Source organism: Microbacterium sp. 1.5R (assembly GCF_001889265.1).
Classification (GTDB): domain Bacteria; phylum Actinomycetota; class Actinomycetes; order Actinomycetales; family Microbacteriaceae; genus Microbacterium.
This window is the reverse complement of the sequence record NZ_CP018151.1, coordinates 1,564,389-1,582,352: the sequence shown is the minus strand read 5'-3', so window position 1 is coordinate 1,582,352 and position 17,964 is coordinate 1,564,389. Positions and strand designations below refer to the sequence as shown.

Here is a 17,964-nt window from a genome sequence, read left to right as displayed (position 1 = left end):
TCGGGATGGACCGGCCGACGCTCGGATGCATGCCGAGCGGGCCGGTCCTCCCAGCGTACTGGTCAGTGCGAGGGCGCCTTGCGCAGTGTGACGGCGGCGATCACCCCGGCCACGATCACCAGGCCCGCGCCGATCAGCGAGGTCACCAGGACACCCGATCCGAAGGCGGCGGCAGCCGCATCCCACAACGCGTCTCCGAGCTGCGCGGGGAGATCCTTCGCGGCAGTGTAGGCGCCGGCCAGCGTCTCCGTCGCGGCGTGCGCCGCCTCCGCTGGGATGCCGGAGGGAATCACCAGCGCCCCGCGGTAGAACGCGGTGATCAGGCCGCCGAGGACGGCGGTGCCGAGCACCGCTCCCAGCTCGTAGGCGGTCTCGGAGACGGCGCTGGCCGCGCCCGCCTTCTCGGCCGGAGCACTGGACAGGATCAGCTCATTCGAGATCGTCTCCGCCGCCCCGATGCCGATGCCCAGCACCACGAAGGCGATGATCAGCGGAGCGACGCCGTGATCCGCCGTCGTGAACGCGACCAGGAGGTAGCCGGCGACAGAGAACGCGAGACCGGCGGGCACGAGCACGTGCGGTGGCACTCGCCGTGAGATCGGCACGACCGAGAGGCCGGCGACGATCATCGCGGCCATTCCGGGCACGAGCGCTGCGCCGGCCGTCATCGGCGAGAGACCGAGGACGAGCTGCAGGTGCTGCGACACGAAGTAGAGGAAGCCCACGAGCGCCACGACGCTCAGGAGGTTCACGAGGATCGCCCCCGAGAACGAGCCCCGGCGGAACAGCTGCATGTCGAGCATCGGGACCTCGGCAGCGAGCTGACGCCGCACGAAGAGATACCCCATCACGATGCCGAGCAGCGCCCACGCCCCCGCAGTGAGGCTGGGGCCGTCGACGGCGAGCGACTTGATCGCGTAGACGACCGGGATCATCGCTGCCATCGAGAGCATGATGCTGACGATGTCGATGCGTCCGGGGTGCGGGTCGCGGCTTTCGGGAACGAGCAGCGGCGCCGCGATGAGGAGCGGGATCAGCACGGGCACGGCGATCAGGAAGACCGAGCCCCAGTCGAAGTGCTCGAGCAGGAAGCCGCCGACGATCGGGCCGAGGGCCGAGCCCGCGGAGAACGCCGACGCCCAGACCGCGATGGCGAGGCGCCGCTGATCGCGGTTCGTGAAGATCGAGCGCAGCAGCGAGAGGGTCGACGGCATCAGCATCGCACCGAAGAAGCCGAGCAGCGCTCGCGCGGCGATGAGAAGACCTGCCGTGGGGGCGAACGCAGCGAGTGCCGACACGGCCGCGAAGCCGGTCGCGCCGATCAGCAGCATCCGACGACGCCCGAAGCGGTCTCCGAGTGTGCCCATGGTCACGAGCAGCCCGGCGAGCACGAGCGGATACACATCGATGATCCACAGCTGCTCCGCTCCGGTGGGCGCGAGCGCGATGGAGATCTCGGGCAGCGCGAAGCTCAGCACCGTGTTGTCCACCGACACCAGGAGCACCGGCAGCATGAGCACGACGAGTGCCGCCCAGCCACGGGCGCCGACGCGGGGAGCATCCGTCTCTGTCGTCGGGATCGACGCAGTACGGGTCATGGAACACCTCTCAGGATCACGACGGCATCGTTACTAAACCGTCCAGATGGTATAGTAACAGAATCGTCATACGGCCGCGCTACTGTGAATCGAGACGAACAGAGGATCCCCGATGCCCCGACCTCCCCTCGCCCGCGAACGCGTCCTGGACGCCTTCGAATCGATCGTCATCGAAGACGGTGAGCGGGCGGCCACGTTGGATGCGACAGCGAAGGCCGCCGGCGTGTCGAAGGGCGGCCTCCTCTATCACTTCGGCTCGAAGGACGAGCTGGCAGCGGGCCTCATCGAGCGCCTCGATGCGCTCACCACTCTGGATCTCGAGCGGATGACCTCGGCCGAAGAGGGCCCCGTCGCGTACTACGTGCGCACCTCCGTGATGGAGGACGACGCGCTGGACCGCGTCCTCATTGCCGCCACCCGCCTGGCCCAAGGCGGCTCGGCACCCGCTGCCGACGCGCTGCGACGCAACCGCGACCGCTGGGAGGACACGATCCGTCCTCATGTGCGGGATGCCGCGAGCCTCGATCTCGTGATGCTGCTCAGCGACGGTCTGTATTTCAACAACTCGCTCGATGTGCACGGTCCCGAACGCCTGGTGCCGAGAAGTGACGAGCTGTCCGACCTGATCGCGCTCGTGTTGCGCGCCACCGCTCCCTGAGGCCGGGAACGACAGAGCGGGAGGAGCGACCTCCCGGCCGCTCCTCCCGCTCTGTCGGAGTCTCCCCTGCGATCAGACCTCGGTGATCTCGATCTGACGGAACAGGTCTGCGTCGATCTCGTTGCGCAGGTCGTCGAGCAGATCGTCCGAGACCGGCGAGTCGAGGGTGAGAACGCTGAGCGCCTGATCGCCCGCCCCCAGGCGCGAGATCTGCATGCCTGCGATGTTGATGCCGGCCTCGCCGAACTTCTGACCGTAGACCGCGACGATGCCGGGACGGTCGGTGTAGAGCATCACGACGTGGTGCTTCTCGATCGGCAGCTCGAGGGCGTGGTCATTGATGGCGACCAGCTTCTCTGCCTGCTTGGGACCGGTGAGGGTGCCCGACACCGACAGTTGCGTACCGTCCGAGAGCGCTCCGGCCAGAGTGATGACGTTGCGGTACTCGTCGCTCACGTCGTCCTTGAGCAGACGGACCGCGATACCGCGCTGATCGGCGAGCAGCGGTGCGTTGACGTACGACACGGTCTCGCTGACGATGTTCGTGAAGACGCCTTTGAGCGCGGCGAGCTTCAGCACGCTCACGTCGTAGTCGTTCAGCTCGCCGTGGACCTCGACATCGAGGCTCGTGAGAGGCGAGGTCGCGAGAGCCGCGAAGATCTGGCCGAGCTTCTCGACGAGCGAGATGCCGGGGCGCACATACGGGTCGATGACTCCCCCGGCCACGTTGACCGCATCGGGAACGAGGTCGCCGCCGAGCGCGAGGCGCACGGAACGCGCGACCGAGACGCCGGCCTTCTCCTGCGCCTCCTCGGTGCTGGCACCCAGGTGCGGGGTGACGACGACGTTCGGGAGGTCGAGCAGCGGACGAGCAGTGCCGCCCTCGGCCGGGGGCTCGGAGGTGAAGACGTCGAGACCCGCACCCGCGATCTCACCGGCGACGAGGGCCGCGTGCAGCGCTTCCTCGTCGATGAGGCCACCGCGGGCGACGTTGACGACGAAGGCCGTGGGCTTCATGGCCGTGAACTGCTCGGCACCGATCATGCCGGTCGTCTCCGGCGTTTTCGGCATGTGGATCGTGAGGAAGTCCGCCTCTGCGACGAGCTCGTCGAGCGAGAGGAGCTGGACACCGAGCTGCTGCGCGCGGGCCGAGGTGACGTAGGGGTCGTAAGCGACGACGCGCATGTCGAACGCGGCGAGGCGCGCGGCGACGAGAGCTCCGATGCGTCCGAGGCCGACGATGCCGACCGTCTTCTCGAAGAGCTCGGCTCCCGTGAACGAGCTGCGCTTCCACTGACCGGCCGCGAGCGATGCGTGTGCGGCGGGGATGCGACGGGCGAGGCTGAGGATGTGGCCGACCGTCAGCTCGGCGGCCGAGACGATGTTCGAGGTCGGCGCGTTGACCACCATGACACCCGCTGCGGTGGCTGCCTTGATGTTGACGTTGTCGAGCCCGACGCCCGCGCGGGCGACGACCTTGAGCTTCGGAGCATGGGTGAGCGCCTCTTCGTCGATGTGCGTCGCCGAACGGATGAGCACCGCGTCGGCATCCGCGAGCGAGGCGAACAGCGCTTCGCGGTCGGTGCCATCGACGTTGCGAACGTCGAAGTCGGGGCCGAGGGCCTCGATCGTGGCGGGAGAGAGAACTTCAGCGATGAGCACGACGGGCTTCGGCACAGGGATCCTTCGGGGCAGCGCGACAGGGGGCCGATGCGCCGCACACCGTGGGGGCGCGATCACTTCAACTGTACCCGAGCGGCTCCGCTGCTCCGTGCCGTGTGACGCCGTCTGTCAGAGAGCGACGGTCACGAGATCGGACATGTTGAGGATGCTGTAGCCGATCAGGCTCAGCCAGAACACCGCCACGACGCCGAGACCCGCCAGCAGCACCAGAGCGAGCTCGCCCGCGCGTCGCCGTCGCCCGATCACGTACGCGAACACGAAGACGAGCGCCGGGAACACCACTCCGAAGAGAAGGGTCACCCAGCCGATGCCGGTGAGTCCGCTCTGGGCCATGGAGACGAGATGAGCGACGGCATTCCAGATCGCATAGGCGTAGAAGAGTCCTGCGACTCCGAGCACGAGTGCATTGAGCCACCGCGGGGAGGCGGAGGTCGCCGGAGAGGTCGACTGCTCGGTCATGATCCGATCACCCCCACCGTCACGAAAGGCCAGGGCACGAGCAGCACCACTCCGAGCAGCAGCAGTCCGACCCGGATCCACGTCGCCTTCGCACGGGTCAAGACCCACACCGCGAGGAACCAGAGTGCGGGCGCCGCGACCGCGAGCACGAACCACGGCACGTACATGGCATCGGCCACGATCAGATTGGCCAGCGGCTTCAGCCGCATCCCTCCGACGACCCAGCCGATGCTGTACAGGAGGTACACGCCGCCGACGACCCCGAGGGTCAGCAGCATCGCGGTGCTCAGGTGTGCTGATTCCTGCTCGTCCGGCATCGTGACGGTGCCGTCGGTCTCGACGCGACCGACGGCCTCGCTGCCGCGGCCGACGGCGTTCCAGCCGTCCGGCAGCGCCGCATCATCGGCGTGATCCCGCTGGGTGGACGCCTCGCTCTCAGAGCGCTTCGGAGTGCGCGCCTTCGGCGCGACGCCGTCGTCGCCGTCCCAGCTCAGGGCATCGTCGGAGTCGGAAGTCATGTCCCCAGCGTAGGACACGTCGTCCACTATGCTCGGGGGCATCTGGGCCACCGCGGCCCTCTCCGGAAGGGAAGCCAGTGGCCGAGCAGAACGACAGGGTCGACCAGAGCACACCGGGCGGAGCCGACGAGCCCGCCGCGGGATGGAAGCCGACAGCCGCGGCGAAGTCGCGGGCGACGACCTTCCGCTGGATCGCCGCGGTCCTGTGGGGTCTCGCCATCGCGGCCGAGGCGGTGTCGATCTTCTGGCTGCTCCGCCAGCGCGAGTACGTCGGCGAGGACGGCACGCTCCTGCGCGACCCCGACACGGGCCTCCTGGAAGAGCAGGGCGTCACGGCGCAGTTCCCGCAGTGGGCGTTCGTCACGCTTCTCGTCCTGCTCGTGGTCATCGCCGCGCTCGCGATCACCGGCTCGGTGCTCTGGAAGAAGGCCAACAGGCTCGACCCCGCGCGCCGATCCGAGACCGTGCGCTTCTTCGTGCAGAACCAGCTCGGCGCGATCATCGCGATCGTGGCCTTCCTCCCCCTGGTGATCCTGATCTTCCTCAACAAGGACATGAGCAAGGGGCAGAAGACGACGGCCGGCATCGTCGGTGTGGTCCTCGCCCTGCTCGCCACGGTGATCGGTGTCGACTTCAACCCGCCGTCCGTCGAGAAGTACACGGCCGACCAGTCGGCGGTCATCCTGATGCTCGGAAAGGACGAGGTCGTGTGGGTCGACGGCGGTGCGGTCTACCACGTGTGCGATGAGGTCTCCGACATCCAGACCGGCAGCGAGAAGCGCACCGGCACCACGGCTGAGGCCGTGGAGGCCGGCAAGAGCCGCCTCACGCTGAAGTTCGCCTCCGAGCTGCGCACCTGCGGTCTCGCCGTGCCCGAGAACGCCGACGAGATCGAGGACGCGTTGCGCGAGATCCAGGGCGGAGCGGTCGACACTCTTCTGCCCGCGCCGGTATGGGCCGACCCCGCCGACGCCCCGATCGAGGTCGAGGAGGCTCCGGCGGAGTGACCCGCAGAACCGCGAGAAGGGGCCCGGTGCGATCCGCACCGGGCCCCTTCTCTTCGACCGTCTCAGATCAGCGCGCAGCGCTGCCGTCGACGTAGTCTTCGTCCTGCTGCTTCCATGCGAAGAGCGAACGCAGCTCCTTGCCGGTGGCCTCGATCGGGTGCGTCTCCTCCTTGGCGCGCAGTGCCAGGAACTCCTCGGCGCCGTTGTCCTGGTCGTCGATGAAGCGCTTCGCGAAGTTGCCGTTCTGGATGTCCGCGAGGATCGCCTTCATCGACTCCTTGACCTCGGGGGTCACGACGCGGGGACCCGAGACGTAGTCGCCGTACTCAGCAGTGTCGGAGACCGACCAACGCTGCTTCGCGATGCCGCCCTCCCACATGAGGTCGACGATGAGCTTCAGCTCGTGCAGCACCTCGAAGTACGCGATCTGCGGCTGGTATCCCGCTTCGGTGAGCGTCTCGAAGCCGGCCTGCACGAGGTGGCTGACGCCACCGCACAGCACGGCCTGCTCGCCGAACAGGTCGGTCTCGGTCTCTTCGGTGAAGGTCGTCTTGATGACGCCGGCACGGGTGCCGCCGATGGCCTTCGCGTACGAGAGCGCCGTGGCCCACGCGTTGCCCGATGCGTCCCGCTCGACGGCGATGATGTCGGGGATTCCACGGCCGGCGACGAACTCGCGACGGACCGTGTGACCCGGAGCCTTCGGGGCGACGAGGATCACGTCGACGCCCTCAGGAGCATCGATGTAGCCGAAGCGGATGTTGAAGCCGTGCGCGAAGGCGAGCGTCTTGCCCTCAGTGAGGTTCGGTGCGATCGACTCGCTGTAGATCGTGCGCTGGTGCTGGTCCGGCGCGAGGATCATGATGAGGTCGGCCCACTGCGTCGCGTCGGCGACGGTCTTGACCGCGAATCCGGCCTCTTCCGCCTTCGGCGCCGACTTCGACCCCTCCTTGAGGGCGATGGCGACCTCGACACCCGAGTCGCGAAGGTTCTGCGCGTGCGCGTGACCCTGCGAGCCGTAGCCGACGATCGCGACCTTCTTGCCCTGGATGATCGACAGATCGGCGTCTGCGTCGTAGAAGATCTCGGTGCTCACTGGTTTCTCTCCTTGATTGATGTTCGTGTACGTGTGTGAAATCTGGTCAGCCGCGCAGGACGCGCTCGGTGATGCTCTTGCCTCCGCGGCCGATGGCGAGGAGGCCCGACTGCGCGATCTCCTTGATTCCGAAAGGCTCGAGGGCGCGGAGCATGGCATCGACCTTGCCCCGGTCACCGGTGACCTCGATCACCAGCGCGTCGGAGGCGTAGTCCACCACAGAGGCGCGGAACAGGTTCGCCACCTCGATGACGTTCGACCTGGTCGCGTTGTCGGTGCGCACCTTGACGAGCATGTGCTCGCGCTGCACCGAGGTCGGGAAGTCGAGCTCGACGATCTTGATGACGTTGATCAGCTTGTTGAGCTGCTTGGTCACCTGCTCGAGAGGAAGATCCTCGAGGTCGACGACGACCGTGATGCGCGAGATGCCAGGCACCTCGGTCACGCCCACCGCGAGAGAGTCGATGTTGAAGCCACGGCGTGCGAACAGTCCCGCGACTCGGGTCAGCAGGCCGGGGGTGTTCTCCACGAGGAGGCTCAGCACGTGAGTCGACATGGTCAGTCCTCCTCGTCGAATGCGGGCGCGTGCTCGCGGGCGTACTGGACGTAGCTGTTGCTCACGCCCTGGGGAACCATCGGCCACACCATCGAATCGGCGCTGACGACGAAGTCGATGACGACGGGACGGTCGTTCGTCTCGAGGGCGAGCTTGATCGCCGCGTCCACCTCCTCCTCCTTCTCCACGCGGATCGCGAGGCAGCCATATGCCTCCGCGAGCTTCACGAAGTCGGGGATGCGGACGGTGCCGTGACCGGTGTTGAGGTCGGTGTTCGAGTGGCGACCGTCGTAGAACAGCGTCTGCCACTGGCGCACCATGCCCAGCGACGAGTTGTTGATGATCGCGACCTTGATCGGGATGTTGTTGATCGTGCAGGTGGCGAGCTCCTGATTGGTCATCTGGAAGCAGCCGTCACCGTCGATCGCCCACACCACACGGTCGGGCTCGGCGACCTTCGCGCCCATCGCAGCGGGAACCGAGTAGCCCATGGTTCCTGCGCCCCCGGAGTTCAGCCAGGCGTTGGGGCGCTCGTACTTGATGAACTGCGCAGCCCACATCTGGTGCTGTCCCACGCCCGCGGCGTAGATGCCCTCCGGCCCGGTCAGCTCACCGATCCGCTGGATCACGTACTGCGGAGCGAGGAGGCCGTCGGTCGTCGGCGCGTACCCGAGCGGGAACTCGTTGCGCAGCCCGTCGAGGTACGACCACCACTCCTCGGTGTCAGGGGTCGTGGTGGTGATCGCGGTGCGGAACGCCGACTCGAGATCGACCAGCACGTCGCGGACGTCGCCCACGATCGGCACGTCTGCGGTGCGGATCTTCGAGATCTCGGCCGGATCGATGTCGACGTGCACGACCTTGGCGTTCGGCGCGAAGAGCGCGGCCTTGCCGGTCACGCGGTCGTCGAACCGCGCCCCGAGGGACACGATCAGGTCGGCCTCCTGCAGCGCCAGCACCGCCGGAACGGTGCCGTGCATGCCCGGCATGCCGAGGTGCTGCTGGTGGGAGTCGGGGAATGCGCCGCGAGCCATGAGTGTGGTCACGACGGGCGCATTCGTGGTCTCGGCGAGGGCGAGCAGCTCGGCAGACGCGCGACCGCGGATCACACCGCCGCCGACGTACAGCACCGGCTTCTTGGCCTCGGCCAGAAGGGCCGCCGCCGCCTGGATCTGCTTGCCGTGCGCCTTGGTCACGGGGCGGTATCCGGGCAGGTCGTACTTGGGAGGCCAGACGAACGGCGCCATCGCCTGCTGGGCGTCCTTCGTGATGTCGACGAGCACCGGTCCCGGTCGGCCGGTCGAGGCGATCTCATAGGCCGCCGCGATGGCGCCCGGGATCTCCGACGCATCCTTCACGAGGAACGAGTGCTTCGTGACCGGCATCGTGATGCCGACGATGTCGGCCTCCTGGAACGCGTCAGTGCCCATCAGCGTCGAGAACACCTGCCCGGTGATCGCGAGCAGCGGCACCGAGTCCATGTAGGCGTCGGCGATCGCGGTCACGAGGTTGGTCGCACCGGGACCCGACGTCGCGATGCAGACGCCGACCTTGCCCGAGGACGACGCGTAGCCTTCGGCGGCGTGTCCCGCTCCCTGTTCGTGCCGCACGAGGATGTGCCGCAGCTCGGCGGCGTCCATCAGCGGGTCGTAGACCGGGAGGATCGCTCCTCCGGGAAGACCGAAGACGTCCTTGACGCCGAGGAGCTCGAGCGTGCGGACCACGGCCTCGGCTCCGGAGATCTCCGGTGCGGCGGACTTGGGTGCGGGCGGCCTCGGCACAGCCGAGACGGTGTCAGCAGTCATGACACTCCTTCTGGTGGTCTGTTGGCGACGTCGGAGGCTGGGATGCCGGAGCCGACGCGGATCAGCCGGTCGTCGCGCCCTCGGCGGCGGACCGCACGAGACGCGAGTACTTGGCAAGAACGCCACGGGTATAGCGCGGGGGTAGCGGCTCCCAGCCAGAGCGGCGGGAGGCGAGCTCCGCCTCGTCGACGAGTAGGTCGAGAGAGCGAGCTGCGATATCGACCCGTATCAGATCACCATCGCGCACGAAGGCGATAGGACCTGCGTCCACCGCTTCGGGTGCTATGTGGCCGATGCACAGGCCGGTTGTGCCGCCTGAGAATCGTCCGTCAGTCAAGAGTAGTACATCTTTCCCGAGCCCCGCGCCCTTGATGGCCGCGGTGATGGCGAGCATCTCGCGCATACCGGGTCCGCCCTTCGGACCCTCGTAGCGGATGACGATGACGGTGCCCGCCTCGATCTCGCCGTTGGCCACGGCGTCCATGGCCGCGCGCTCGCGCTCGAACACCCGGGCGGAGCCCTCGAAGACGGCCGCGTCGAAGCCTGCGGTCTTCACGACGGCACCCTCGGGCGCGAGCGACCCGTGCAGGATCGTCAGGCCGCCGGTCGCGTGGATCGGGTTGTCGAAGGTGTGGATGACCTCGCCGTCGATCGGCTGCGGGTCGAGGTCCGCGAGGTTCTCGGCGAGCGTCTTGCCCGTCACGGTGAGCGCGTCACCGTGCAGCAGGCCCTCGTCGAGCATCGCCTTCATGATCACGGGGATGCCGCCATGGCGGTCGACGTCGTTCATGACGTACTTGCCGAACGGCTTCATGTCCGCGACGTGCGGCACCTTGTCGCCGATGCGGTTGAAGTCGTGCAGGCTCAGCTCGACCTCGGCCTCGCGCGCGATCGCGAGCAGGTGCAGCACGACGTTGGTCGAACCGCCCAGGGCCATCGCGAGGGCGATCGCGTTCTCGAACGCCTCCTTGGTGAGGATGTCGCGGGTCGTGATGCCCTGGCGGAGCAGGTTGACGACGGCCTCGCCGGAACGGTGCGCGAAGTAGTCACGACGACGATCCGCGGCGGGCGGAGCGGCAGAACCGGGAAGGCTCAGGCCCAGGGCCTCGGCGACCGACGCCATCGTGTTCGCCGTGTACATGCCACCGCAGGCGCCCTCACCCGGTGCGATCGCGCATTCGATGCGCTTGAGGTCCTCTTCGCTCATGAGTCCCGCGCGGCAGGCGCCGACGGCCTCGAACGAGTCGATGATCGTGACGTCCTTCTCGGTGCCGTCCGAGAGCTTGACCCAGCCCGGTGCGATGGAGCCGGCGTAGAGGAACACGCTCGACAGGTCGAGCCGGGCGCTGGCCATCAGCATTCCGGGGATCGACTTGTCGCAACCGGCGAGCAGCACCGATCCGTCGAGTCGCTCGGCCATCATCACGGTCTCGACCGAGTCGGCGATGACCTCGCGCGACACGAGCGAGAAGTGCATGCCCTCGTGGCCCATCGAGATGCCGTCCGAGACCGAGATCGTGCCGAACTGCAGCGGGTACCCGCCGCCGGAGTGCACGCCCTCCTTGGCACCCTGCGCGAGCCGGTCGAGGCTCAGGTTGCAGGGTGTGATCTCGTTCCAGCTGGAGGCGATTCCGATCTGGGGCTTGTCCCAGTCGGCGTCGCCCATGCCGACGGCACGGAGCATGCCTCGGGAGGTCGTCGCCTCGATGCCGTCGGTGACGACGCGGCTGCGGGGCTTGATGTCGATGGGCGCGCTGGTGGAGGGATCATGCGAGGACATGACGGAAGTCTATTCCCGCCGGGAGGTGCGCTCGTCCGCGAGCGCCTCCAGAAGCAGGGCGATCTGTTGTGGGTTCTCCACACGAAGCTCGGCGGCGCTCTCCCCCGGTCCCACGCGGACGCCGAGATCGTCGCCGCTGAGCACGCGCATGGCGTCCTCGTCCGTGACGTCATCGCCGGCGAAAAGGATGGCGGTGGCGTCGAAATGCTCGCGCAGCGCGGTCATCGCGGCATCCTTGCCCTCGTTCCGCGACGAGAACTCGAGCACACGGTGCCCCGAGCGGCGTCGCCAGTGCGGGAAGCGCTCCGCGACGAGTGCATCGATCTCGGCGAACACCGCCTTCTCGACCTCCGGTGTGGCCGTGCGGGTGTGCACACCCATTCCGAAGGTCTTGGGCTCGAGCTCCGCCCCCTCGTATCGATCGATGATCGGCCGCGCGGCCTCCCACAGCTCCTCTCGCGACCCCTCCGCGGTGTCGCCGTCGGCCTCGTTGGCGCCGACCCCGGGATACCAGTACTGCGCACCGTGCGATCCGGCCAGCGCGATCAGCGAGTCATCCGTGTGCTCGGTGATCACCCGCAGGTCATGCATGCTGCGCCCGGAGACGTAGGCGACGACCGTGTCGGGGAGCGCCGCGAGACGGGCGACCTGCACGGCGACCTCGGGCAGAGCCCTGGCGGCCATCGGATCGGGGACGAGCGGAGATGCCGTGCCGTCGAAGTCCAGCGCGACGATCAGTCTGGGTGTGGCGGCGATGGCGCTCAGCGCCGGGTCTGCGGCTCCGGGGGTCCAGCTACGGGTCACAGTGTCTCCAATCGAGGCGGTGTCCTCCCAGTATGACCCGGCGGAACGGTGCGACCCGGCCGATCAGCGTCCGCGGACGTCCGCGAGTGCGCGCAGGAACGACGACGACCACGCGTTCACGTCGTTCTCCAGCACGCGACGTCGCAGCGACCGCATCCGCTTGCCCTGCTCAGCGGGCGTCATGGTGACCGCGGTCATGATCGCGTCCTTCAACCCGGCGATGTCGTGCGGGTTGACGCGCACCGCCTGCCGCAGCTCGTCGGCGGCGCCCGTGAACTCGCTCAGCACGAGCACCCCGCGATTGTCGGCCCGCGTCGCGACGTACTCCTTCGCGACGAGGTTCATGCCGTCGCGCAGCGCGGTCACGAGCATGACGTCGGCGGCGAGGTACAGTGCGACCATCTCCTCGCGCGGGTAGCCCTGGTGCAGATAGCGGATGGCGGTGTGCCCCATGGTGTCGTGATCGCCGTTGATGCGCCCGACCGCGAGTTCGATCTCATCGCGAAGATGCACGTACGCGTCGACACGCTCTCGGCTCGGACTCGCGACCTGCACGAAGGTGACGTCGTCGACGCTCAGCTTGCCGTCTTCGAGGAGCTCGCCGTACGCCTTGATGCGATGCCGGATGCCCTTGGTGTAGTCGAGGCGGTCCACGCCCAGGAGGATCTTCTTCGGGTTGCCGAGGCTCGCTCTGATCTCGGCCGCGCGCGCTCGGACATCGGGGCGTGCCGCGAGCTCGAGGTACGGAGCGGTGTCGATCGAGATCGGGAAGGCCCGAGCGACGGCGGTGCGCGTGCCGCCCCCCTCGGTCGGGATGGTGACCGCCGACCCCTTCACCTCGTGACGCAGACGACGGCGCACAGCGGTCAGGAAGTAGGTGGCGTCCTGTGCGCGCTGGAAGCCGATGACATCAGCGCCGAGCAGGCCTTTGAGCACCTGATCACGCCACGGGAGCTGGGCATAGAGCCCGTGCGCAGGGAACGGGATGTGGTGGAAGTAGCCGATCGTGACATCGGGCCTCAGTTCGCGGATCATCTGCGGCACCAGCTGCAGCTGGTAGTCGTGCACCCAGACGGTGCCGTCCTGTGCGACGACGTCGGCGGCTGCCTCCGCGAAACGGCGGTTGACCTTGACGTACGCCTCCCACCATTCGCGGTGGTACTGCGGCGGCGCGATGACGTCGTGGTACAGCGGCCAGATCGTGTCGTTCGCGAAGCCCTCGTAGTAGTCGGCGACCTCCTCGGCGCTGAGCGGCACCGGGATCAGGTCGATGCCGTTGATCTCGAATCGATCCAGCTCGACATCCGGCTGGCCGGCCCACCCGACCCAGGCTCCGCGCGCACTGCGCATCATCGGCTCGAGTGCGGCGACCAGACCGCCCGGGGAGGTCCGCCACTCCTCGTCTCCGTCAGGACCCACGACCCGGTCGACGGGAAGTCGGTTGGCGACGACGACGAAATCTGCGACTGACATGGGTGAGTGCTCCTGACGATGCAGTGGGGGTGCTCCTCAGGCTACAGAAGCTCAGACCGAGGCTACGCGAGGTCGGGTGCCGCTCAGCCACCAGTTGACAAGCCCGGCGACGAAGGCTATCGCCGCAGAGATGATCGGCAGCACGAGAGCGCTGGTCGTTCCTGCGCTCTCGGCGAGCTCTCCCGCCACGGCCGCGCCGAGGGACTGCCCGACGACGATCCCCGAGCCGAGCATCGTCATCACGGTCGCCGAGCGCCCCAGAGGGCTGCGTGCAGCCCCGAAGCTGTACTGCGTGACGAGGGTCGGGCCGATGCCGATCCCCATGATCCCGAGAGCGATCATCATGGTCGCCGGCGAGTCGACGAGGAGCAGCAGCAGGCTTCCGCCGAGCAGGATGCCGGCGAACAGCAGCCAGCGCGCGCGGAGCGAGAACCGCACCGGGAGCCACGCGACGCCGAGCGCGAGAATCGCCGACCCGACACCCATCACGCCGTAGAGGAGCCCTGCCTGTTCTGCGGCGCCGCGGTCCGCCATGAAGGAGGTGAGCGATGTGAGCATCGTGCCGAAGAACATGCCGACGCCGAGGATGCCGACGACGACGATCAGCAGACGCGGGCTGAAGAGCTCGGTCACGGCCGACGGCGCCCGCCCGTCCTCGCCTCGGTGCACCGAGACGACACGCGCGCTCGGATGCAGGGCGAACGCGCCCACGAACACGACCGTGAGCACCGCCGCACCGATGAGCGGGGCCCACGGCGCGATGGCGGAGGCGAGGATGCCGACGATGAACGGGCCGAACACGAACACGGTCTCATCGGCGGCGGACTCATACGCCATGGTCCCCGAGACGGTGCGCGTGCGCGCCGCCTCAGGCATCCGATCGGCGATCATCGTCACGAGTCTGGATCGAGACATCGGAGCGACCTGCGGAGCGGTGGCGCCGATGCCGAACGCGGATATCAGCACCAGCGCGTCCGCTCCCCCCGTGTAGACGACGACGGTGAAGAGCACCAGCATCGCCCCGTTGGCGATCGCCAGGATCAGCAGCACCATGCGCTGTCCGAACCGATCGGCGGCGGCGCCGAGCAGAGGTCCGAAGCATGCTGTGCCGAGTCCGACGGCCGCCGAGGTGAGTCCGCCGAGCGAGAGCGAACCGCGCGCCGAGACGACGACCGTGAGCACTCCGACGACCATCATCGCGAACGGAAGCCGGGCGATGAACGCGATGATGAAATACGGGAGCCCCGCGATGCGGAGCAGTCCTCGCTCCTCAGCCGCGGGGATCGGGGCAGGGTGCTCGGGAATGGGAGTTGCGTGTGTCATGGGCTCTCGCGCGTCCACGGACGCGGGGTCGGGTGCCGCCGCTGTCCGCCGGGAAGCCGGCGGCCGGTAGATACACGGATTGCGGCCGCGGACCAGCCGCGACCCTTCCATGGTATCGCGGTCGGCGGGACGACGCCTGGGTTCCCGGGCCGCCTCATCGGCGAACGGCTCTGACAGATTCCCCGCCGAGTTGTCAAGGCGGGGCGCGACGCAGCCGTCGACAGGTAGCGTGAAGTCATGAACTACCTCTCGGGCACCGGAATCGTCGGCGCGATCATGACGGGCGTCACTCTGCTCCGCGGATCCCGCGACACCAAGATCACCTGGCGCTCCGCCCTCGCGTGGGTGAGCTGGGGAATCACGCTCGCGCTGTCGATCGGCGCTGTCATCGACACCCGCCGCGCGAAGCAGGGTCGCCCCGTGTCGCCCGATTCGCCGGTCTATGCCAAGCAGCAGAAGGAGCGCGAGAAGGAAGCCAAGAAGCAGCGCTCCGAGGGCGTCAAGCCGATCAAGCGCTGAGTCTCAGCGGGTGAGGATCAGCGCCTCGCCCTGACCGCCTCCTCCGCACAGCCCCACAGCCGCGACGCCGCTTCCTCTGCGAGCGAGTTCGTGTGCCATGTGGACGACCAGACGTGTGCCTGACGCGCCGATCGGATGACCGATCGCGATGCCGCCGCCGTGGACGTTCACGATGTCGCTGGAGAGCCCGAGCTCGAGCTGCGATCGGGCGACGACCGCTCCGAAGGCCTCGTTGATCTCGACGACATCGAGGTCTGCGGCCGTGATGCCCTGCTTCTCGCACGCGCGTTCGATGGCCCGCGCGGGCTGCGCCTGCAGCGAGTTGTCCGGCCCTGCGGTCTGCCCGCTGGCGCCGACGGTGACGAGCACCGGCCAGCCTCTGGTCGCCGCCGTGGCGCGGGTCGTCACGACGACCGCCGACGCTCCGTCGGAGATCTGAGACGAATTGCCGGCCGTGATCGAGCCGCCCTCGGCGAACGCCGCCCGAAGGCCCGCGAGGGACTCGACGGTCGTGTCGGGCCTGATGCCCTCATCGGCGGTGACGAGCGTCGGCTCCCCCCGCCGCTGGGGAACGGCGACGGACACGATCTCATCGTCGAAGACGCCGGCGGCCTGAGCCGCCGAAGCACGCTGATGCGACAGCGCCGCCACCTGATCCTGAGCCCCGCGCGTCAGCTCGTAGCGGGCGTTGTGGCGCTCGGTGGACGCGCCCATGCTCTCTTTGTCGTACGCGTCGGTGAGGCCGTCGTGGGCCATGTGATCGAGCACCTCCACGCTGCCGTACGTCCATCCGTCCCGCGACCCCATGAGCAGGTGCGGAGCCCTGGTCATGGATTCCATGCCCGCCGCGACGACGACCGCCGCGTCTCCCGTCCGGATCATCCGAGCCGCGTCGATGATCGCCGTGAGACCTGAGAGGCACACCTTGTTCACGGAATGGGCGGGAACGTCCCAGCCGATACCGGCTCCGATCGCCGCCTGTCTCGCTGCGTTCTGTCCCGAGCCGGCCGCGAGGACCTGGCCGACGATCACGGCGTCCACGTCCGAGGGATCGATGGACCCCTGTTCCAGGGCACCTCGGATCGCGAATGCGCCGAGCTCCGGCGCGCTGAAGCTCGCCAGCTGTCCCTTGAGGCGGCCCTGGGGAGTGCGTGCCGCGGCGACGATCACGACGTCCGCGTCGCTCGAGTGGTCTGGGGCGTTCATCTCCGCCTCTCCGTTCTGTGCGTTCATCGGTCGTGCAGTTCTTCGGGGACCGTGAGTGTCGGCTCCGTCGCCGCCACGACCTGCTCCACCGTCACGCCCGGTGCGAGCTCGACGAGCGAGAGACCGTCCGGTGTCACGTCGATCACCGCCAGGTCGGTGATGATGCGATCGACGACCCCGCGGCCTGTGAGTGGAAGCGAGCAGTCGTGCACGATCTTCGCCGATCCGTCCTTCGCGGTGTGCTCCATCAGCACGATGACGCGCGCGGCACCGTGCACGAGATCCATCGCGCCGCCGGGTCCCTTCACCATCTTGCCCGGGATCATCCAGTTCGCGAGGTCTCCGGTGGCGGACACCTGCATGGCGCCGAGAATCGCCGCGTCGATCTTGCCGCCTCTGATCATGCCGAAACTCGTCGCGGAGTCGAAGTACGCGGCACCGGCCAGCACCGTGACGGTCTCCTTGCCGGCGTTGATCAGGTCCGGATCCACCGCGCCCTCGTGCGGGTACGGTCCGACGCCGAGGATGCCGTTCTCGGATTGCAGCACGACGGTCACGCCGTCGGGCACGTGGTTCGGCACGAGCGTGGGCAGCCCGATGCCGAGGTTGACATAGGAGCCGTCCCGCAGCTCTGCGGCAGCGCGAGCGGCCATCTCATCGCGTGTGAGCGCCATGTCAGACTCCTTCCGGCGTGACGGTTCGACGTTCGATGCGCTTCGGGATGTCGGTGCCGACCTCGACGACGCGGTGCACGAAGACACCCGGCAGATGGACGCGGTCCGGATCCAGCTCCCCCGGTTCGACGAGCTGCTCCACCTGCGCGATGCAGATTCGTCCGGCCATCCCCGCGAGCGGGTTGAAGTTGCGCGCCGCCTTGTTGAAGATCAGATTCCCGTGCCTGTCCCCCGCCAGCGCATGCACCAGCGCGAAATCGGTGGTGATGGCCTCTTCGAGCACATACTCACGCGGCCCTGCCGCGGTGTCGAAGGTACGAACATCCTTCGCCGGAGACGCCACCGCGATGCTGCCGTCGGGGTTGTAGCGTCGCGGGAGCCCACCCTCGGCGACCTGCGTGCCGACGCCGGTCTGGGTGAAGAATGCGGCGATCCCAGACCCTCCCGCCCTGAGCTTCTCGGCGAGGGTTCCCTGCGGTGTCAGCTCGAGCTCGAGTTCGCCGGAGAGGAACTGCCGTTCGAACTCCTTGTTCTCCCCGACGTAGGACGAGGTCATCTTGCGGATCCGGCGAGCGGCGAGCAGGATGCCGAGCCCCCAGTCGTCCACTCCGCAGTTGTTGCTGACGATGCTGAGCCCGCTCGTGCCCCGGGCGAGCAGTGCGTCGATGAGCGAAGTCGGATTCCCGGAGAGCCCGAATCCTCCGACGGCGAGAGACGCACCGTCCTCGATGTCTGCGACCGCTTCTTCGGCGCTCGCCCACTGTTTGTCGATCACGCATGCTCCTTCGAATGACGCCCGTTTCTT

At 68.0% G+C, this 17,964-nt stretch carries 17 protein-coding genes; 3 read left to right on the top strand and 14 right to left on the bottom strand.

Annotation, left to right across the window (positions count from 1 at the left end; genetic code table 11):
• Positions 1 to 62: 62 nt before the first annotated feature.
• Positions 63 to 1,598 (bottom strand): MFS transporter, encoded by a 1,536-nt coding sequence (locus BMW26_RS07390; RefSeq protein ID WP_072591168.1) that lies wholly within the window; start codon positions 1,596 to 1,598, stop codon positions 63 to 65.
• Positions 1,599 to 1,710: 112 nt separating this feature from the next.
• Here BMW26_RS07390 and BMW26_RS07385 point away from each other — a divergent pair, with 112 nt between their 5' ends.
• On the top strand, positions 1,711 to 2,256 hold the full coding sequence (locus tag BMW26_RS07385) for a TetR/AcrR family transcriptional regulator (protein ID WP_053095865.1): 546 nt from the start codon (positions 1,711 to 1,713) through the stop codon (positions 2,254 to 2,256).
• Between the two features lie 72 nt (positions 2,257 to 2,328).
• Here the strand turns inward: BMW26_RS07385 and serA are convergent, their stop codons facing one another.
• From serA to BMW26_RS07370, 3 genes are all read right to left on the bottom strand, one after another.
• Positions 2,329 to 3,933: a phosphoglycerate dehydrogenase gene (serA, locus tag BMW26_RS07380; protein WP_072591167.1), complete on the bottom strand. Its 1,605-nt coding sequence runs from the start codon at positions 3,931 to 3,933 to the stop codon at positions 2,329 to 2,331.
• Positions 3,934 to 4,047: 114 nt separating this feature from the next.
• Positions 4,048 to 4,398, bottom strand: a complete 351-nt coding sequence (locus BMW26_RS07375) for a hypothetical protein (protein WP_056278633.1) — start codon at positions 4,396 to 4,398, stop codon at positions 4,048 to 4,050.
• Positions 4,395 to 4,916 carry a hypothetical protein gene (locus BMW26_RS07370; RefSeq protein ID WP_072592269.1) on the bottom strand — a complete coding sequence of 174 codons (522 nt, stop codon included), beginning with the start codon at positions 4,914 to 4,916 and terminating at the stop codon, positions 4,395 to 4,397. The genes BMW26_RS07375 and BMW26_RS07370 overlap by 4 nt, the downstream gene beginning before the upstream one ends.
• A gap of 77 nt (positions 4,917 to 4,993) precedes the next feature.
• On the opposite strand from BMW26_RS07370, the gene BMW26_RS07365 reads away from it, so the two are divergent.
• Positions 4,994 to 5,923: a hypothetical protein gene (locus BMW26_RS07365; protein ID WP_072591166.1), complete on the top strand. Its 930-nt coding sequence runs from the start codon at positions 4,994 to 4,996 to the stop codon at positions 5,921 to 5,923.
• Between the two features lie 67 nt (positions 5,924 to 5,990).
• Here BMW26_RS07365 and ilvC read toward each other — a convergent pair whose 3' ends face one another.
• The 7 genes from ilvC to BMW26_RS07330 form a co-directional block, all read right to left on the bottom strand.
• Positions 5,991 to 7,178, bottom strand: coding sequence for a ketol-acid reductoisomerase (ilvC, locus tag BMW26_RS07360; protein ID WP_261987737.1), 1,188 nt, complete (start codon positions 7,176 to 7,178; stop codon positions 5,991 to 5,993).
• Positions 7,066 to 7,575: an acetolactate synthase small subunit gene (gene ilvN / locus BMW26_RS07355; protein ID WP_056278631.1), complete on the bottom strand. Its 510-nt coding sequence runs from the start codon at positions 7,573 to 7,575 to the stop codon at positions 7,066 to 7,068. The genes ilvC and ilvN overlap by 113 nt, the downstream gene beginning before the upstream one ends.
• A 2-nt stretch (positions 7,576 to 7,577) precedes the next feature.
• Complete coding sequence (locus BMW26_RS07350; RefSeq protein WP_053095859.1) at positions 7,578 to 9,380, bottom strand: acetolactate synthase large subunit; 1,803 nt, start codon at positions 9,378 to 9,380, stop codon at positions 7,578 to 7,580.
• 61 nt (positions 9,381 to 9,441) lie between these two features.
• A complete protein-coding gene (ilvD, locus tag BMW26_RS07345) occupies positions 9,442 to 11,160 on the bottom strand; it encodes a dihydroxy-acid dehydratase (RefSeq protein ID WP_053095858.1) in 1,719 nt (572 codons plus the stop codon).
• 9 nt (positions 11,161 to 11,169) lie between these two features.
• Positions 11,170 to 11,964: a trehalose-phosphatase gene (gene otsB / locus BMW26_RS07340; protein WP_083569323.1), complete on the bottom strand. Its 795-nt coding sequence runs from the start codon at positions 11,962 to 11,964 to the stop codon at positions 11,170 to 11,172.
• Between the two features lie 63 nt (positions 11,965 to 12,027).
• A complete protein-coding gene (locus BMW26_RS07335) occupies positions 12,028 to 13,437 on the bottom strand; it encodes an alpha,alpha-trehalose-phosphate synthase (UDP-forming) (protein WP_056278630.1) in 1,410 nt (469 codons plus the stop codon).
• Positions 13,438 to 13,488: 51 nt separating this feature from the next.
• Complete coding sequence (locus BMW26_RS07330; protein WP_072591164.1) at positions 13,489 to 14,760, bottom strand: MFS transporter; 1,272 nt, start codon at positions 14,758 to 14,760, stop codon at positions 13,489 to 13,491.
• A 237-nt stretch (positions 14,761 to 14,997) separates the two neighbouring features.
• Between BMW26_RS07330 and BMW26_RS07325 the strand changes: the two genes are divergently transcribed.
• Positions 14,998 to 15,279 (top strand): hypothetical protein, encoded by a 282-nt coding sequence (locus BMW26_RS07325; protein ID WP_053095855.1) that lies wholly within the window; start codon positions 14,998 to 15,000, stop codon positions 15,277 to 15,279.
• A gap of 3 nt (positions 15,280 to 15,282) precedes the next feature.
• Here BMW26_RS07325 and BMW26_RS07320 read toward each other — a convergent pair whose 3' ends face one another.
• Genes BMW26_RS07320 through BMW26_RS07310 form a run of 3 tightly spaced genes read right to left on the bottom strand, consistent with a single transcriptional unit; the run spans position 15,283 to position 17,934 of the window.
• Positions 15,283 to 16,485, bottom strand: a complete 1,203-nt coding sequence (locus tag BMW26_RS07320) for an acetyl-CoA C-acetyltransferase (RefSeq protein ID WP_053099088.1) — start codon at positions 16,483 to 16,485, stop codon at positions 15,283 to 15,285.
• Between the two features lie 23 nt (positions 16,486 to 16,508).
• Positions 16,509 to 17,159: a CoA transferase subunit B gene (locus BMW26_RS07315; RefSeq protein ID WP_187249537.1), complete on the bottom strand. Its 651-nt coding sequence runs from the start codon at positions 17,157 to 17,159 to the stop codon at positions 16,509 to 16,511.
• Position 17,160: 1 nt separating this feature from the next.
• A complete protein-coding gene (locus tag BMW26_RS07310) occupies positions 17,161 to 17,934 on the bottom strand; it encodes a CoA transferase subunit A (protein ID WP_072592267.1) in 774 nt (257 codons plus the stop codon).
• Positions 17,935 to 17,964: the final 30 nt, after the last annotated feature.

Excerpts from the sequence above, each read along its gene's own strand:
- BMW26_RS07390 (WP_072591168.1), bottom strand. The coding sequence starts at position 1,598 with ATGACCCGTACTGCGTCGATCCCGACGACAGAGACGGATGCTCCCCGC.
- BMW26_RS07385 (WP_053095865.1), top strand. The coding sequence starts at position 1,711 with ATGCCCCGACCTCCCCTCGCCCGCGAACGCGTCCTGGACGCCTTCGAA.
- BMW26_RS07375 (WP_056278633.1), bottom strand. The coding sequence starts at position 4,398 with ATGACCGAGCAGTCGACCTCTCCGGCGACCTCCGCCTCCCCGCGGTGG.
- BMW26_RS07370 (WP_072592269.1), bottom strand. The coding sequence starts at position 4,916 with ATGACTTCCGACTCCGACGATGCCCTGAGCTGGGACGGCGACGACGGC.
- ilvC (WP_261987737.1), bottom strand. The coding sequence starts at position 7,178 with ATGCCATGCTCCGCGCCCTCGAGCCTTTCGGAATCAAGGAGATCGCGC.
- ilvN (WP_056278631.1), bottom strand. The coding sequence starts at position 7,575 with ATGTCGACTCACGTGCTGAGCCTCCTCGTGGAGAACACCCCCGGCCTG.
- BMW26_RS07350 (WP_053095859.1), bottom strand. The coding sequence starts at position 9,380 with ATGACTGCTGACACCGTCTCGGCTGTGCCGAGGCCGCCCGCACCCAAG.
- ilvD (WP_053095858.1), bottom strand. The coding sequence starts at position 11,160 with ATGTCCTCGCATGATCCCTCCACCAGCGCGCCCATCGACATCAAGCCC.
- BMW26_RS07335 (WP_056278630.1), bottom strand. The coding sequence starts at position 13,437 with ATGTCAGTCGCAGATTTCGTCGTCGTCGCCAACCGACTTCCCGTCGAC.
- BMW26_RS07330 (WP_072591164.1), bottom strand. The coding sequence starts at position 14,760 with ATGACACACGCAACTCCCATTCCCGAGCACCCTGCCCCGATCCCCGCG.
- BMW26_RS07325 (WP_053095855.1), top strand. The coding sequence starts at position 14,998 with ATGAACTACCTCTCGGGCACCGGAATCGTCGGCGCGATCATGACGGGC.
- BMW26_RS07320 (WP_053099088.1), bottom strand. The coding sequence starts at position 16,485 with ATGAACGCCCCAGACCACTCGAGCGACGCGGACGTCGTGATCGTCGCC.
- BMW26_RS07315 (WP_187249537.1), bottom strand. The coding sequence starts at position 17,159 with ATGGCGCTCACACGCGATGAGATGGCCGCTCGCGCTGCCGCAGAGCTG.